Origin of the sequence: Streptomyces sp. NPDC002476 (assembly GCF_042889785.1) — a bacterium.
In the GTDB taxonomy this organism is placed as follows: Bacteria; Actinomycetota; Actinomycetes; order Streptomycetales; family Streptomycetaceae; genus Streptomyces.
Genome location: NZ_JBIARH010000011.1, coordinates 82,049 through 96,315, shown reverse-complemented (window position 1 = coordinate 96,315; position 14,267 = coordinate 82,049). Strand labels below are relative to the sequence as shown.

Annotated in this window: 14 protein-coding genes; 7 read left to right on the top strand and 7 right to left on the bottom strand. The window is 70.8% G+C overall.

Going from position 1 to position 14,267, the window contains the following annotated elements:
* Positions 1–79 precede the first annotated feature (79 nt).
* Positions 80–760: a pyridoxal 5'-phosphate synthase gene (locus ACFYXM_RS15700; protein ID WP_389289633.1), complete on the top strand. Its 681-nt coding sequence runs from the start codon at positions 80–82 to the stop codon at positions 758–760.
* A gap of 192 nt (positions 761–952) precedes the next feature.
* On the opposite strand, the gene ACFYXM_RS15695 is transcribed toward ACFYXM_RS15700, so the two are convergent.
* Both ACFYXM_RS15695 and ACFYXM_RS15690 read right to left on the bottom strand, forming a co-directional pair.
* Entirely contained in the window at positions 953–1,141 is a 189-nt protein-coding gene (locus ACFYXM_RS15695) for a ferredoxin (protein ID WP_389289631.1), read from the bottom strand.
* Positions 1,142–1,196: 55 nt separating this feature from the next.
* The gene (locus ACFYXM_RS15690; protein ID WP_389289629.1) at positions 1,197–2,393 is read right to left on the bottom strand and encodes a cytochrome P450; all 1,197 of its coding nucleotides are present in this window, start codon (positions 2,391–2,393) and stop codon (positions 1,197–1,199) included.
* 321 nt (positions 2,394–2,714) lie between these two features.
* Between ACFYXM_RS15690 and htpX the strand changes: the two genes are divergently transcribed.
* The 3 genes from htpX to ACFYXM_RS15675 all read left to right on the top strand — a co-directional run bounded on the left by htpX (position 2,715) and on the right by ACFYXM_RS15675 (position 4,994).
* Positions 2,715–3,626 (top strand): zinc metalloprotease HtpX, encoded by a 912-nt coding sequence (gene htpX, locus ACFYXM_RS15685; RefSeq protein ID WP_389289627.1) that lies wholly within the window; start codon positions 2,715–2,717, stop codon positions 3,624–3,626.
* Between the two features lie 82 nt (positions 3,627–3,708).
* Positions 3,709–4,293 (top strand): hypothetical protein, encoded by a 585-nt coding sequence (locus ACFYXM_RS15680; protein WP_389289625.1) that lies wholly within the window; start codon positions 3,709–3,711, stop codon positions 4,291–4,293.
* Positions 4,294–4,403: 110 nt separating this feature from the next.
* A complete protein-coding gene (locus tag ACFYXM_RS15675) occupies positions 4,404–4,994 on the top strand; it encodes a DUF1707 domain-containing protein (protein WP_389289623.1) in 591 nt (196 codons plus the stop codon).
* 31 nt (positions 4,995–5,025) lie between these two features.
* On the opposite strand, the gene ACFYXM_RS15670 is transcribed toward ACFYXM_RS15675, so the two are convergent.
* Both ACFYXM_RS15670 and ACFYXM_RS15665 read right to left on the bottom strand, forming a co-directional pair.
* Positions 5,026–5,442, bottom strand: a complete 417-nt coding sequence (locus ACFYXM_RS15670) for a Zn-ribbon domain-containing OB-fold protein (RefSeq protein ID WP_389289621.1) — start codon at positions 5,440–5,442, stop codon at positions 5,026–5,028.
* Entirely contained in the window at positions 5,439–5,891 is a 453-nt protein-coding gene (locus ACFYXM_RS15665; protein WP_389289619.1) for a DoxX family protein, read from the bottom strand. Before ACFYXM_RS15665 ends, ACFYXM_RS15670 begins: the two co-directional genes overlap by 4 nt.
* A gap of 191 nt (positions 5,892–6,082) precedes the next feature.
* On the opposite strand from ACFYXM_RS15665, the gene ACFYXM_RS15660 reads away from it, so the two are divergent.
* Positions 6,083–7,282 carry a flavin-containing monooxygenase gene (locus ACFYXM_RS15660; protein ID WP_389289617.1) on the top strand — a complete coding sequence of 400 codons (1,200 nt, stop codon included), beginning with the start codon at positions 6,083–6,085 and terminating at the stop codon, positions 7,280–7,282.
* Positions 7,283–7,389: 107 nt separating this feature from the next.
* Here ACFYXM_RS15660 and ACFYXM_RS15655 read toward each other — a convergent pair whose 3' ends face one another.
* The gene (locus ACFYXM_RS15655) at positions 7,390–8,787 is read right to left on the bottom strand and encodes a hypothetical protein (RefSeq protein ID WP_389289616.1); all 1,398 of its coding nucleotides are present in this window, start codon (positions 8,785–8,787) and stop codon (positions 7,390–7,392) included.
* Between the two features lie 236 nt (positions 8,788–9,023).
* Between ACFYXM_RS15655 and ACFYXM_RS15650 the strand changes: the two genes are divergently transcribed.
* Together ACFYXM_RS15650 and ACFYXM_RS15645 are read left to right on the top strand one after the other, a co-directional pair.
* Positions 9,024–11,252, top strand: a complete 2,229-nt coding sequence (locus ACFYXM_RS15650) for an acetate--CoA ligase family protein (RefSeq protein WP_389289614.1) — start codon at positions 9,024–9,026, stop codon at positions 11,250–11,252.
* Between the two features lie 139 nt (positions 11,253–11,391).
* Entirely contained in the window at positions 11,392–12,333 is a 942-nt protein-coding gene (locus tag ACFYXM_RS15645; RefSeq protein ID WP_389289612.1) for an enoyl-CoA hydratase/isomerase family protein, read from the top strand.
* 83 nt (positions 12,334–12,416) lie between these two features.
* Here ACFYXM_RS15645 and ACFYXM_RS15640 read toward each other — a convergent pair whose 3' ends face one another.
* Positions 12,417–13,361, bottom strand: a complete 945-nt coding sequence (locus ACFYXM_RS15640; protein WP_389289611.1) for a hypothetical protein — start codon at positions 13,359–13,361, stop codon at positions 12,417–12,419.
* Between the two features lie 395 nt (positions 13,362–13,756).
* Entirely contained in the window at positions 13,757–14,221 is a 465-nt protein-coding gene (locus tag ACFYXM_RS15635; protein ID WP_389289609.1) for an ATP-binding protein, read from the bottom strand.
* Positions 14,222–14,267 lie beyond the last annotated feature (46 nt).

The window sequence follows — 14,267 nt, the reverse complement described above, 5'->3', positions numbered from 1 at the left end:
CACAGGACGGGACCGGACGGGAACACAGGACGGGACCGGACGGGAACACGGCGAGCGGCCATGCGCTGCAATGGGGGCCATGAGTGACGTACAGAAGTCCGACACGCGGCAGAGCTTCCTCGATCTGCTGCACGCCCAGCGCGTCTGGGACATCGACCTCCCGGCCTTCGCGCCGGACGCCGCCCCCGCCGCCCCGCTTCCGCTCTTCCACGCGTGGTTCGCCGAGGCCGTGGCGGCCGGGCAGACCGAGCCGCACACGATGTCGCTGGCCACTGTCGACGCCGAGGGGCGGCCCGACGTGCGGACGGTGATGCTGCACGACGCGGACGAGCGCGGCTGGCACTTCGCCAGCCACCGCACCAGCGCGAAGGGCCACCAGCTCACCGCACACCCGCACGCCGCTCTCGGCTTCTACTGGCCCGCCCAGGGCCGACAGGTACGGGTCCGGGGGCCGGTGACCGCCTGCTCGCCCGCCGAGAGCCGGGCCGATCTGCACGCCCGCTCGACCGGGGCGCTGGCGTCGGCGCTGGTCGGACGGCAGAGCGAGGTGCTGGGCTCGTACGACGAACTCAACCGCGCCTCCGACCTGGCCTGGGAGCGGGCCCGGGCGGAGCCGGACGCGGAGGTCGTGAGCTGGACGCGGTACGTGGTCGAGCCCCGGGCGGTCGAGTTCTTCCAGGGAAACGCCGGACGACGGCACGTACGGCTGCGCTACGTCAGGCGGGAGGACGCCTGGGACCGGGAACTGCTCTGGCCCTGACCATGTACGGCCCGCCCCCGCCGGCCCACCACGCACGGCCCACCGCAGACGGCCCGCCACGACCGCGCGGAACGACCCGCCCGCGCGGACACCACTGCCCGCGTGGACATCGTGCGGGGACGCGACCCATTCGGTGTCACGTCCCCGCACGCCCACCGGCCCACGGGTCGCAGCCGGCGACCGGGGTGGTGGTCAGGTGATGGTGATCGCCTGCACCGGGCAGGCGCGGGCGGCCTCCTTGACCGTGGGCCCTTCGAGGGCGTCCTCGTAGCCGGGCAGCAGTTCGCTGAACCCGTCGTCGTCCTGGGTGAACACCTTCGGTGCGTTGAGCGCGCACTGTCCCGCGCCGATGCACCGCTCCTTGTCGATGTCGATCTGCATCTCGTCAAACCTTTCCGATCCGGCCGGTCCGGGCGATCCGGCCCCGGTCACCGGATCACCACGTCACGGGCAGTTCGAGCAGCCCCTGAATGGTGTCGCCCGGCTTGAACGGAACCTCGTCCGCGGGCACCGCCAGACTCAGCCCCGGAAGGCGCCGCAACAGCTCGCGCAGCGCGATCTCCAGTTCGGCCCGGGCCAGGTTCTGCCCCAGGCACTGGTGGACCCCGAATCCGAACGCGACGTGGTTGCGCGCGTTCCGGCCGACGTCCAGTTCGTCCGGCGCGGGGTAGACGTTCTCGTCGCGGTTGATCACCGAGGTGGACAGGATGATGCCGTCGCCCGCCCTGATGGTCACGCCGCCCACCTCGATGTCCGCCACGGCCACCCGCGCCATCCCGTCGGCGATGGACAGGAAGCGCAGCAGTTCCTCGACCGCGGAGGTCATCAGGTCGTCCGACTCGCGCATCCGGGCCAGTTGGTCGGGATGCTGGAGAAGGGTGAACGTACCGAGCGAGATCATGTTGGCTGTCGTCTCATGGCCGGCCACGAGCAGGATCTCGGACAGTCGGACCAGCTGTTCGTGGTCCACGGCCCCGGTCTCCAGCTGCTTCGCGATGAGCTCGTCCAGCAGCCCCTCGCCCGGGGCGGTGCGCTTCTGATCGATCAGCACACGGAAGTAGTCGTCGAGCGACTCCCTCGCGGCCTCCACATCGGCCGCCGCGGGACCGCGCAGCAGCTTGCGCGACTGCGCCTCGAAGAACTCGTGGTCGGAGTAGGGCACGCCGAGGAGCGAGCAGATGACCATGGAGGGCACGGGCAGTGCGAAGTCGCTGATCAGGTCGGTCGGCGGCCCCTGCTCGATCATCTGGTCGAGGAGCCGGTCCACGATCTGCTGGATATGCGGCCGCAGGGCCTCCGTCCGCTTGACCGTGAAGCCCGGGATCAGCATCCGGCGCTGGACGTTGTGTTCCGGGTCGTCGACGCCGATCAGTTCGACACGGCGCAGGGACGCCTTGGCCACCCGTTCGGCGAAGATCGGGAACGAGGGGTTCTCCCGGTCGGACGACACTCTCGGGTCCACCAGGAGTGAGCGGGCCTCGGCGTGTCCCGTCACCATCCACACCGTGCGTCCGTCGAACAGACGAACGGGGAAGACGGGCTGGTCGCCGCGCTGCGCGTCGCGGTATTCGGTCGGGGGGTGATAGGGGCAGGTGCGGTTCTGCGGGAACGGGATGGTCTCGGCGACTGCCATGGCAGACCTCGCAGGGGTGGAGGGAGTCCTACCGATCTCTGCCCACTAGATGCCCGAGGCATCTAACGGGTCCAGGTGATGTTCGGCCAAATATCCTCCGGCGGTCCCTCGGGCCCTCCCTGATCCATTTTCTCTTCGTGGGCCACTCTCCCGCCGCCGGACCGAGCGCGCACGTCGAGCCCCACTCCCGGCCTCCCCCTCCCGCACGTGCCCCCGCTCTCGCATCTCCTCCCCCTCACGCCCGCCTCCGCTCTCACACTTATCCCCGCTTTTCGGGCGAAAGAGGCAAGATGGAAGGCGATACGGCGACTGGAGGCGACTATGAGCCGGACCCGTTCCCGTTACGCCCCGGACAGCGGGCTGACCACCCGCATGGTCAGCACCATGTTCCTGATCGGACTGCTGTACGTGGTCCTGGTCGGCGTACTGCTCGCCGTGCTGCGCGGTGCCTGGCCGATCATCCTGATCCTGGTCGGCGGCATGTTCATCGCGCAGTTCTGGTTCAGTGACCGCATCGCGGCGTTCAGCATGGGTGCCCACGAGGTGACGCCCGAGGAGGCGCCCGAGCTGCACGGCGCCATCGACCGGATCTGCGCCCTTGCCGACATGCCGAAACCGCGCGTGGCCATCGCGCGGAGCGACGTACCGAACGCCTTCGCCACGGGCCGCAGCGAGAAGACGGCCCTGGTCTGCGCCACCACCGGGCTCCTGCGCAGGCTGGAGCCACCGGAGCTGGAGGGTGTGCTCGCGCACGAGATGTCGCACGTGGCCCACCGCGACGTGGCCGTGATGACGATCGCCTCGTTCCTCGGCGTGCTCGCCGGGATCATCACCCGCGTCGCCCTGTGGGGCGGCCTCTCCCGCAGCAGCCGGAGCAACGATCCCCTCGGCATCGTGGTCCTGCTGATCCCGCTGATCAGCGCGGTCGTGTACGTGCTGAGCTTCCTGCTCACCCGGCTGCTCTCGCGCTACCGCGAGCTGTCCGCCGACCGGGCCGCCGCCCTGCTGACCGGCCGCCCCTCGGCCCTCGCCTCCGCCCTCACGAAGGTGAGCGGCCAGATGGCCCGCATCCCGACCGAGGACCTGCGCAAGGCGGAGCCGTACAACGCCTTCTACTTCGTCCCCGCGTTCTCGTCCAAGGAGAGCCTGAGCCGGCTGCTCTCCTCCCACCCGACCCTGGAACAGCGCCTCGACCAGCTGGCCCGCATCTCCGCCGACCTCGCCCGCCCGTGACCCGGCCCCGCCCCGCTCACCCGTGAGCCGGCCCCGCCCCGTCCACGACTCGCCAAGGACCAGAACCCCGTAAGGAACGTTCATGGGTCTTCTCGACGCCATCCTGGGCCGCAGCAAACCGGTCCGCCCCGACCTCGACCAGCTCTTCGCCGTGCCCTCCGCCGCCCTCACCCTCCAGGCGGGCGCCGGGTTCACGCCCACCGGCCTCGGCTCGGTCTGCTTCGCGGGCGTCGAGGGCGGCTCCTTCGCCCGCGTACGGCAGGACGTGCGCGAACTCCTCGACGCCGACACCGACCGCGGTGGTGTCCCGGTGGAGTTCAGCCAGGACGCGTACGGCTACACCTGGCTGCTCGCCCGCCAGTCCCCGGACGACGTGGCGGCCCTGGTCAACGATCTGCACGCGGTCAACACCCTGCTTCAGGACGGCGGCTTCGGGCCGCAGCTGCTCTGTTCGCTGATCGGCTTCCGCGACGACCACGATCGCCCGTTGGCCCTGGTCTACCTGTACAAACGCGGCACGTTCTACCCGTTCGCGCCCGCGCCCGACGGCGTCGAGAAGCGTGACAACCAGCTGGAGCTGCAGATCAGGGCGGTACTCGGGGACGACCTGCGGATGGAGAAGGACCTGGCCCGGTGGTTCCCGGTATGGGGGGCGCCGGGACTGTGAGGGAACCGTGGGTAGCTGCGGGATGCGTGGCGAGCCGTGAGGGACCGCGACGGGTACGAGAGTGAACGCGACGGGCGCCTCGTGACGCGCCCGTCCGTATCATCGCTCCCATGACTGCTGAGCCCTCGCGTTCCGTCAAGCCCCTGCGCGCTTCCGATGCCGACCGCGAGGCGGTGGTCGACCAGTTGCGGGAGGCGGCGGCCGAGGGGCGCATCGACCTCGACGAGCTGGACACCCGTCTCGGGCTGGCCCTGTCCGCCAAGACCTGCGCGGAACTGGCCCCCCTCACCGAGGACCTGGTGCCCGTCGCGGTGGCCGCGGGCGAGCCGCTGGTCCTCGACGGAGGCATGCACGGCGCGTCCCGCTCGGGCCGCTGGAAGGTGCCCCCGGCGATACGTGCCAAAGGCGGCGCTGGCGGCGTCAGGATCGACTTCACCCTCGCCGACTGCCAGTGGCGTGAGATCGAACTGGACGTGCGCGGGGGCATGGGGGGCGTGAAGATCGTCGTCCCGCAGGGCTGGACCGTGCAGACCGACGAGCTGTCCCTCGGCCTCGGCGGGCTGAAGGACAAGACCACGGGCGAACGGGTTCCCGGTGCGCCGCTGCTCCGGCTGACCGGATCGTGCGGCATGGGGGGCGTGACCGTTCGCCACCCCAACTTCCGGGAACGCCGCAAGCTGCGCGACGCCGAGACGCGTTGAGACACCGGCGCGCCGGGCATCGCATCGCGGCTCAGGGCCGGAAGACCGCGACGGCCTCCTGCCCCGGCTCCCGCCGGAACGTCACCCGCAGCGGCATGCCGATCACCAGGTCCGATTCCGCGCAGTCCACGATCTCCGTCATCATCCGCGGCCCCTCGGCCAGGTCGACGACGGCGGCGGTGTACGGAACCCGGGCGCCGAACGGCGGCAGGTCGTTGCGATGGACGACCGACCAGGTGTACAGCGTGGCGTCCCCGCTCGCCCCCTCCCACACGACGTCCTCGCTCCAGCAGTACGGACAGAACTCGCGCGGATAGTGGTGGGCACGCCCGCACGCACCGCAGCGGCGCAGCAGCAGCCGTCCACGGGCGGCGGCGTCCCAGTAGGGGCGGGTGAAGGCGTCGGGTTCGGGAAGGTCGAAGCGCGGGGCGGGGCCGGTGGCGGTCACAGGAAGAGTCCGATCGCGTGGTCGAGGGACCAGGTCTGCCAGGACATCGCGAACAGCGCCACGAGTGAGATGAGCGCCATCATCGCGTTCTGTCCCTGCTCGGCCCAGTCGTGGATCATCAGCACCAGGTAGAGAAGGTTGAGGAGCAGCCCGCCGACGAGGGCGACGGGGGTGAGGAATCCGGCGACCAGACCCAGCCCGAGGGCGAGTTCGGCATACACGACGACGTAGGCCATCGCCTTGGGGCGGGGCGCGACGATCCGCCGGAAGCCGGTGCGTACGGCACCCCACCGGTGTTTGGCCGCCACGTCGGCGGCCCAGGCGATGCCCGTACCCCGCTCGAACCAGCCCTTCTTGTCCTTGTGCCGCCAGCTCTCCAGCCACCACAGCCCGAGGCCCACCCGGAGAACGGCCAGCCACTCGGCTCCGCCGAGCCAGATCGTCTGCATGAGCCCTCCCACCCAATTGATCTGACGGTGCGTCAGTTTACTTCAGTTCACCTGATGCCGGTGGCGGGCACAAGACGCGGGCCCTCACGAGCGATTGATTCCCTTGATCGATTCGACCCGTGACCGATTCGCAATCGATTCCGGGCTTGACCGAGACCCATCAACCAACTTCGCGATTACGCTCCAGAACCATGTCGCACACCGCCCCCGCCGCGGCTGGTTCCGCCCCGGCTCTCGACGACCGCACCGAGGAACGGCCCGTGTACGTCATCGGCGGCGGTCCGGGCGGCCTGGCCGCCGCCGCGGCCCTGCGCGAACGCGGTGTGCGGGCGGTGGTGCTGGAGAAGTCCGGCGACGTCGGGGCGTCCTGGCGCGGCCACTACGACCGGCTGCGCCTGCACACCACCCGCCGCCGGTCCGCGCTGCCGGGTCTGGCGATGCCGCGCCGGTTCGGGCGCTGGGTGGCCCGGGACGACGTGGTGCGCTATCTGGAGAAGTACGCCGAACACCACGAGTTGGAGGTGGTGACGGGCGTCGAGGTCTCCCGCGTCGACCGGGCCCCGGACGGCTCCGACTGGCAGCTGGCCGCGAGCGGCGGCCGGATGCTGACCGGACGCGCGGTCGTGGTCGCCACCGGCTTCAACCACACCCCGCGCGTCCCCGAATGGCCGGGGCGCGACACCTTCACCGGCACGTTCGCGCACGCCTCCGAGTACCGCGACGCCGCGCCCTACGCGGGCCGGGACGTCCTCGTCGCCGGCATCGGCAACACGGGCGCCGAGATCGCCGTGGACCTGGTGGAGGGCGGGGCGTCACGGGTGCGGATCGCGGTGCGCACGGCGCCGCACATCGTGCGCCGCTCGACGCTCGGCTGGCCCTCACAGGCGACGGCCGTCCTGGTGCGCAGGCTGCCGGTGTGGCTGGTGGACCCGGCCGCGCGCCTGATGAGCCGGCTGGTGGTGCCCGACCTCACCGCGTACGGGCTGCCGCGCCCGGCCACCGGGCTGTACTCACGGGTCCGGGAGGGCGCCATTCCGGTGCAGGACGTGGGGCTGATCGACGCGGTGAAGCGCGGCCGGGTGGTGCCGATGGCGGCCGTCGAGTCGTTCGACGGCGACACGGTGGTGCTGGCCGACGGGAACCGGATCACCCCGGACGCGGTGATCGCGGCGACCGGCTACCGACGGTCCCTGGAGGGGCTGGTCGGCCACCTCGGCGTGCTGGACGCCCGGGGCCGCCCGGTGGTGCGCGGGGGCCGCACGCCGAAGCGGGCGCCCGGGCTGCACTTCATCGGGTTCACCAATCCGATCAGCGGCATGCTGCGCGAAATCGCCCTGGACGCACCGAAGATCGCGAAGAAGATCGCCCGAAGGACGGCCCGCTCCCGCTGACCGCCCGCCCACCGGGCCCGGGGCGGTACGCACGCGGGGCGCGACCGGTGTGACGACCGGCCGCGCCCCGCGCGGTCAACTCCCGTACCTGTTCGTCGTGGTGTGCGTCAGGCCCCGGAGGTGGGGTTCACCACGAGCTGGGCGGTGTTGTTGTCCGGGTTCGGGTCGAACGGGAACGGCGTGTCGCCGAAGCTCGGCCGGAGCACGACCGGGCCGGTGGCGTCGGGAACGACCTGGTCGATGCGCAGCTTGAACGCAAGGGTGTGCGCCGTGTCCGGCAGAGTCCAGTACGGCAGCTTGCACACGTAACGCGGAGCGCCGGCACTGCTCGGCCAGGAGTCGATGCCGTCCAGGGAGCGCGCTATGCACTCCTCGGGCACGGAGGTGACGGTGACGCCCTCGGGGACGGTGAAGTCGACCCGGGCGACGGGGTCGCCGGAGACGGGGTAGGCGATCCAGGCCGGGCCGTTGTTGCGGAAGCCGAGTTCGGCGGTGACGGTCTCGCCCGCGGCGCCCGCGACGCGGGCGCCCCGCGCCTCGAAGTCGGCGGTGTTCACCGCGCCGAGGTGGGCGGCGGTGTAGTTGTCCTCGTCGGCGAGGTCGACGGCGCCGTTGCCGGGCTCGACGCTGATGTCGAGGCGCTCGGCGTACGCGTGCGGGGCCAGGGCCACCCGCATCGGCTCGGGCAGCGCGAAGGACTCACCCGGTTCGAGGACCTCGTCGAACGTACAGGTGGCCTCGGTCATCGGGGCGTAGTCGTCACCGCCGATGGTCCGGTACGCACACTCCGGGTACCGGGTGATGAGATCGAGCCCGTACGAGCCGACCAGCCTGACGGTGAAGCCCTCGGAACGGTCGTCGCCCTTGTTGGTGAGCGTGAACGGCACGGTGTGCGTGCTGCCCGGCTGGGCACCCTTCACCGGGGCGACGTTCCCGAGGGACAGGTCCGGCCCGCCGGCGACGGTGAGCGTGGTGTCGAACGAGTCGAGCGGGGCCTCCAGGGTGCCGGTGGGCCCGCCGGTGGCGACGGCCGCGTAGGTGATCCGGCCGTGCGCCCCGGCCGCCGCGCCCTCGGCGGCCCGCACCGTGAGATGGACCTGCGGGCTGTAGGCGTCACCGATGACCGGAACCTCGGGGACACCGCACACGGCGGTCGTCCCGCTCGGCGTGCAGTTGTCGGGCCAGGTCACCTCGGCCACTCCGGCGATGCCGGAGATGTCGACCGTGAGCCAGCCGTCCGTGACGGCGAAGTTGTCGTTGTCGTGGGAGAGCCCGATGTTCAGCGAACGGCTCTGCGGCTCACCGTCGGAACCACCACCGAGCGGCAGGGTCTGTTCGAGTGGCGCGTTGATCCACAACTGGTCGGTCTGGCCGGTCGGCTCGTCGGCGGACGCGGGTACCGCGGCTCCGACGGTGAGCAGTCCGGCGGTCAGCAGGCCGGTGGCCGCTGCGGCGGCGGTACGGGCCCCGAGGCGCGTGGTGCGCCGGGCGACGTCAGGTCTCATTCTCTCCCCCAAAGGTGGGACGTGGACAGCGAATTCGGCCGATGAAAACCGGCCTGCACATTGGACGTTCAAGATCACCAGGAGGTTGTACGCATTGCCTGCATGCGTCGCCTGCACGTATTGCCTGCACACCCATTCCTGACGGGCCGTCAGTTCAGTAACCTGACAGAGTGTCAGCTATTTGCTGGCGCCGGAAACAGGAACCCGACGGACTTCGAGCAGAAGCGGGCGGAACGATGCTTGGATCGACTCACGGCACCCTTACCACCGACTTCCGCGCCCGGGTGGTGGCCTGCGGCGAGGAACCGCACGCCACCGTCCGCTGCATGGCGACCGCCGCCGCGGAGGGCGATCTCGATGTCAGCGGCCGGCCGCTGCACGCGTCCGTGCCGGACCTGGACCGGTTCTTCCGGCCCGAGTCCGTGGCCGTCGTCGGCGCCTCCGACGCCGAGGGACGCCCCAACACGGGGATCACCCGACAGCTGATCGCCTGGGCCGAACGGGTCGGCGCGCGGCTGCATCCCGTCCACCCCACCCGCAAGGCCGTGTTCGGACGGCCCTGCTTCCCGTCCGTCGCGGATCTGCCGGAGCAGGTCGACCTGGCCGTGCTGCTGGTCGGCGATCCGCTCCCCGTGATCGAGGAACTCGCCCGGACCAAGGTGAGGTTCGCGGTCGCCTTCGCCTCCGGCTTCGCCGAGACCGGCGCGGAGGGCGCCGCCGCCCAGGCACGGCTGGCCGAGGCGGTGGAGCGGTCCGGGCTGCGGCTGCTCGGGCCGAACACCAACCTCAACGCCTTCGAGAAGTTCCGGGACGACCTGGACGGACCGGCGATCGCCCTGATCACCCAGTCGGGTCACCAGGGACGCCCCGTGTACACCCTTCAGGAACTGGGAGTGCGGCTCTCCCACTGGGCCCCCACCGGCAACGAGGCGGATCTGGAGACCGCCGACTTCATCTCGTACTTCTCACAGCGCCCGGAGGTCGGGGCCATCGCCTGCTACGTGGAGGGGCTCAAGGACGGGCGCTCCTTTCTGCTGGCCGCGGACCGGGCCGCGCGGGCCGGGGTGCCGGTGGTGGCGGTCAAGGTGGGACGTACGGAGACGGGGGCCAGGACGGCCGCCTCGCACACCGGCAAACTGACCGGCGCGGACGAGGTGGTGGACGCGGCGATGCGGCAGTTCGGCGTGATCCGGGTGGACGGGCTCGACGAGCTCCAGGACACCGCCGCCCTGCTGGCCCGGGCCCGCAAGCCGCTGGCCGACGGAGTCGTCGTGTATTCGATCTCCGGCGGCACGGGCGCGCACTTCTCGGACCTGGCGACCGGTGCGGGACTGAAGCTCCCCACCCTGTCGGAGGAGAAGCAGCGCGAGCTGCACACCTGGATACCCGGCTACCTGAACGTCGCCAACCCGGTCGACAACGGCGGGCACCCGGTCGGCGACTGGCGAGGCCGGAAGATCATCGACGCGATCCTCGCCGACCCGGACGTAGGGGTCCTGATCTGTCCGATCACCGGCCCCTTCCCGCCGATGAGCGACAAACTCGCGCAGGACCTGGTGGACGCGGCGGAGGCCACGGACAAGCTGGTCTGCGTGGTGTGGGGCTCGCCCGTCGGCACCGAGGACGCCTACCGCACGACGCTGCTCGGGTCCTCCCGCGTCGCCACGTTCCGTACGTTCCGCAACTGCGTCACCGCCGTGAAGGCGTATCTGGACCACCACCGGTTCACCACCCGCTACCGCTCCCCCTTCGACGAGGCGCCGCGCACGCCCTCGCCGTCCTTCCGCAAGGCGCAGGGACTGCTGCGCGCGGGCAACCAGCTGAGCGAGCACGCGGCGAAGCAGCTGCTGCGGGCGTACGGGATCCGGGTGCCGCGCGAGCAGCTGGTGACCAGCGCGGCGGCGGCCGTCCGAGCAGCGGGGCTGGTCGGCTATCCGGTCGTCATGAAGGCGTCGGGGGCCCGGCTCGCCCACAAGACGGAGCTGGGCCTCGTCAAGGTCGGGCTGACCTCCGCCAGCCAGGTGCGCGACGCGTACCGCGAGCTGACCGACATCGCGCGGTACGAGGACATCGACCTGGACGGCATCCTGGTCTGCCAGATGATCGAGCGGGGCGTCGAGATGATGGTCGGCGTCACGCAGGACCCGCTGTTCGGACCGACGGTCACGGTCGGGCTGGGCGGCGTGCTCGTCGAGGTGCTGCACGACGCGGCCGTACGGGTGCCGCCGTTCGGCGAGGACCAGGCCAGGTCGATGCTCGGCGAACTCCGCGGCCGGGCCCTGCTGGAAGGGGTGCGCGGCGGCCCGCCGGCCGACGTGGACGCGCTCGTCGAGGTCGTGCTGCGGGTGCAGCGGATGGCGCTGGAACTGGGTGACGACCTCGCCGAACTGGACATCAACCCGCTGATGGTGCTGGGGCGGGGACAGGGCGCGGTGGCACTGGACGCGCTGGCCGTCTGCCGCTGACCACCGGCCGTCTGCCGCTGTCCCGGCCCGGCCCCGTCCGGTACGCGGGAGCCGTCCGTCCGGCCAGGCCGACCGGGCACCGCCCCGGAAGCGCCCCGTCCGCCTCCCGCGCCCCCACCACCCGCCAAGGAGCTTCCTCATGCCGTCCTCCCCCGAAGACACCGCCGAGCACACCGAACACGATCAGCGCGCCGGAAACACCGAGCGTTCCCAGCATGCCAAGCACGCCGAACGAACCGGTCCGGCCCCGTCGGCCGACCCGCTCGATTCATTGGTACTCCACACCACTGACAACGGCGTCTCGTGGATCACGCTCAACCGCCCCGAGGCGATGAACGCCGTCACCTGGGACCAGCGGGAACGCGTCATCGCCCTGCTCGCCGGCGCCTCCGCGGACCCGGCGGTCCGGGCGGTCGTCCTCACGGCCACCGGCCGCGGCTTCTGCGCGGGCGCCGACCTGCGCGGCACCCCGGCGAAGGGCTCCTCCGCCCCGGGCACCCGCGCGCCCGGCGACCGGGTTCCGGGGGACGTGGCCCGTACGATCCGGCTTGGCGCGCAGCGCCTGATCGCCGCGGTCCTGGACTGCGAGAAGCCGGTGATCGCGGCGGTCAACGGCACGGCGGCGGGCATCGGCGCCCATCTCGCGTTCGCCTGCGATCTGGTGCTGGCCGCCGAGTCCGCGAAGTTCATCGAGGTGTTCGTCCGCCGCGGGCTCGTACCGGACGGCGGCGGCGCATATCTGCTGCCGCGCCTGATCGGCCCGCAGCGAGCGAAGGAGCTGATGTTCTTCGGGGACTCCCTCCGGGCGGCGGACGCCGAACGCCTGGGCCTGGTGAACCGGGTCGTACCGGACGGAGAGCTGGCGGCGACGGCCCGCGCCTGGGCCGAACGGCTGGCCGAGAGCCCGACCCGGTCCATCGCGCTCACGAAACAGCTGGTGAACGCCTCGCTGGAGTCCGACCGGGCGACGGCCTTCGCGGCGGAGGCCATGGCCCAGGAGATCAACATGACCACGCACGACGCCAACGAGGGCGTGGCGGGCTTCGTGGAACGGCGAGCGCCGAAGTTCCGGGGGCGGTGAGGCCCCGGGTCCGGCGGACATCGTGCCGGGCCCGGCAGCGCCCGCGAGGGGCCCGGTCGTTCGGGCCCCTCGGGTTTCGCCCTCTACTTCTCGGCGAAGATTTCCTCGACGGCGGAGACGTTCGGAGCCCGCAGGAGCCAGCGACTCAGCTGGTCCACATCCGTACAGTTCATAATCCGCTCACGTACTTCACCCGACACGGCAACGCCACTCTGCCCCAGCAGAAGCAGAACGCTCCTGGCGATACCCTCCGCACGTCCCTCGGCTCGGCCCTCTGCTCGGCCCTCCGTGCGGCCTTCGGCACGCCCCTGTACTCGGCCCTCGGCCCGGCCTTCGTCCCGGATCTCCTCCGAAAGCGCCGACTTGTAGAACGAAAGGTCCACGGCCACCAGGTTCCTCCACTGTTGCGCGGCCGGGCGTTTACCCAGGCCCTGAGCGATGAGTTCGACGATCGGGTCAGCAATGGGTTCCGGCACATCCCGCAGAGCGGTCGACAGCGTCTTGAGCATGGTACCGATGTCCGGATCGCCCGCATGTGTGATCACCGCCAGAGTGGCCAGCGCCAGGTCCTTCCGGGCCTCGGCCACGTCCTTGATCACGGGCATGTTGTGCGGGCCCGCGACGAGCGGGCGAAGGGTGAGTACGGGCGCCTTCGGGTGCCCGACGGAGTACGGCTGAGCGGCCCATTCGGCGGTGGCCCGGTCCTGGCAGACGACCAGCAGCATGGGCGGCAGTCTGTACTTGGCCTGCAAGTAGGACAGGTAGTACATCCAGCTCACCGGCTTCTCCGGGTCTTTCTTCCCCTGAGCCTCGATCGCCAGGAGGTACGACTCGTCGTCCTCCATGTCGATCCGCAACAGGGTGTCCACCCGACGTTCGAGTGGCCGGTTCTCGGTGAGGTCCGTGGGCATGATGGTGGCCGAGGCCGGGGAGCCGATCGAGACCCCCAGCACCTCGGAGACACGGGAGAAGAGCCCGGGATACTCCTGAAAGATGCGGTGCATCGCCTCGTGGGACGAGCTGACCATACGGATTCCTTGGAGTTGCTTGAAACGATCGGAGGGCGTGGCCCGGTGGAGGCGCACAGGTCACCGACGACTTGCGTCCATGTGTTGGGCGGAGAGAAAAGGCGAGTGACGGCCCGTCTGGAGGTACGTCGCGGACGGTCCCGAGCCGCAGGCTCCCGGAAGACGGTGTTGCACCCTTTTGAGGGCGTCGCGCCTCTGAGGGTGTTCGCTTGGCGAGCATATGCCCGACAACCAGGCTTATTTCCAGCTCAGTTGGCTTGAGTCATCCAAGTGTGTGACGGGACGGCGAGAGCGTGATCGCACGGATATTCGCTCACACATTCCTCGGTGCCCCGAGGGCCGGGCCAGCAGATTCCTTGCGGGGAGACCCGTCCTGGTCCCAGCCCCGACCCCGGTCACGGCGCGGGGTCGGGGTCAAGGTCGAGGTCGAGTTCGGCCCAGACGGTCTTGCAGGGCAAGGGTCCCGGGCTGATGCCCCACCGGTCGGCCAGCGCCTCGACGATCAGCAGTCCGCGCCCGGATTCGCGGTCGGCACCCGGTAGGAGTGTGTGTCCCGGTTCGGGCGGCAGGCGATCGCCGCGTGCGTCGCTCACCTCGATGCGCAGCACCGAGCCACTTCCGTACACGCCGAGCCCGAGTCGGATGTCCCTCCCCCGCACCCGGCCATGGGCCACGGCGTTGGCGGCCAGTTCGGCCACGATCTGGGCAGCCGCTTCCACCCGCGACGTGACTCCCCACTCGTCCAGCTGCGTCGTGGCGAGCAGCCGGGCCAACCGGGCACCTCTGCGGGTTGGCGACAGCAGCACGGTGAACGCGCTGACGGCGCCACCGTGTTGAGGGAGGGTGATTTCTTGTTTCACAGCACTCAGCCTCGTCGCACCGATCTAGGCTGACCAGTGATCAGGC

Bases quoted from the DNA above. Each gene is read 5' to 3' on its own strand.
- ACFYXM_RS15665 (WP_389289619.1), bottom strand. From the start codon at position 5,891: ATGCAGACGATCTGGCTCGGCGGAGCCGAGTGGCTGGCCGTTCTCCGG.
- ACFYXM_RS15660 (WP_389289617.1), top strand. From the start codon at position 6,083: ATGTCGCACACCGCCCCCGCCGCGGCTGGTTCCGCCCCGGCTCTCGAC.
- ACFYXM_RS15695 (WP_389289631.1), bottom strand. From the start codon at position 1,141: ATGCAGATCGACATCGACAAGGAGCGGTGCATCGGCGCGGGACAGTGC.
- ACFYXM_RS15650 (WP_389289614.1), top strand. From the start codon at position 9,024: ATGCTTGGATCGACTCACGGCACCCTTACCACCGACTTCCGCGCCCGG.
- htpX (WP_389289627.1), top strand. From the start codon at position 2,715: ATGAGCCGGACCCGTTCCCGTTACGCCCCGGACAGCGGGCTGACCACC.
- ACFYXM_RS15645 (WP_389289612.1), top strand. From the start codon at position 11,392: ATGCCGTCCTCCCCCGAAGACACCGCCGAGCACACCGAACACGATCAG.
- ACFYXM_RS15690 (WP_389289629.1), bottom strand. From the start codon at position 2,393: ATGGCAGTCGCCGAGACCATCCCGTTCCCGCAGAACCGCACCTGCCCC.
- ACFYXM_RS15675 (WP_389289623.1), top strand. From the start codon at position 4,404: ATGACTGCTGAGCCCTCGCGTTCCGTCAAGCCCCTGCGCGCTTCCGAT.
- ACFYXM_RS15700 (WP_389289633.1), top strand. From the start codon at position 80: ATGAGTGACGTACAGAAGTCCGACACGCGGCAGAGCTTCCTCGATCTG.
- ACFYXM_RS15680 (WP_389289625.1), top strand. From the start codon at position 3,709: ATGGGTCTTCTCGACGCCATCCTGGGCCGCAGCAAACCGGTCCGCCCC.
- ACFYXM_RS15640 (WP_389289611.1), bottom strand. From the start codon at position 13,361: ATGGTCAGCTCGTCCCACGAGGCGATGCACCGCATCTTTCAGGAGTAT.
- ACFYXM_RS15655 (WP_389289616.1), bottom strand. From the start codon at position 8,787: ATGAGACCTGACGTCGCCCGGCGCACCACGCGCCTCGGGGCCCGTACC.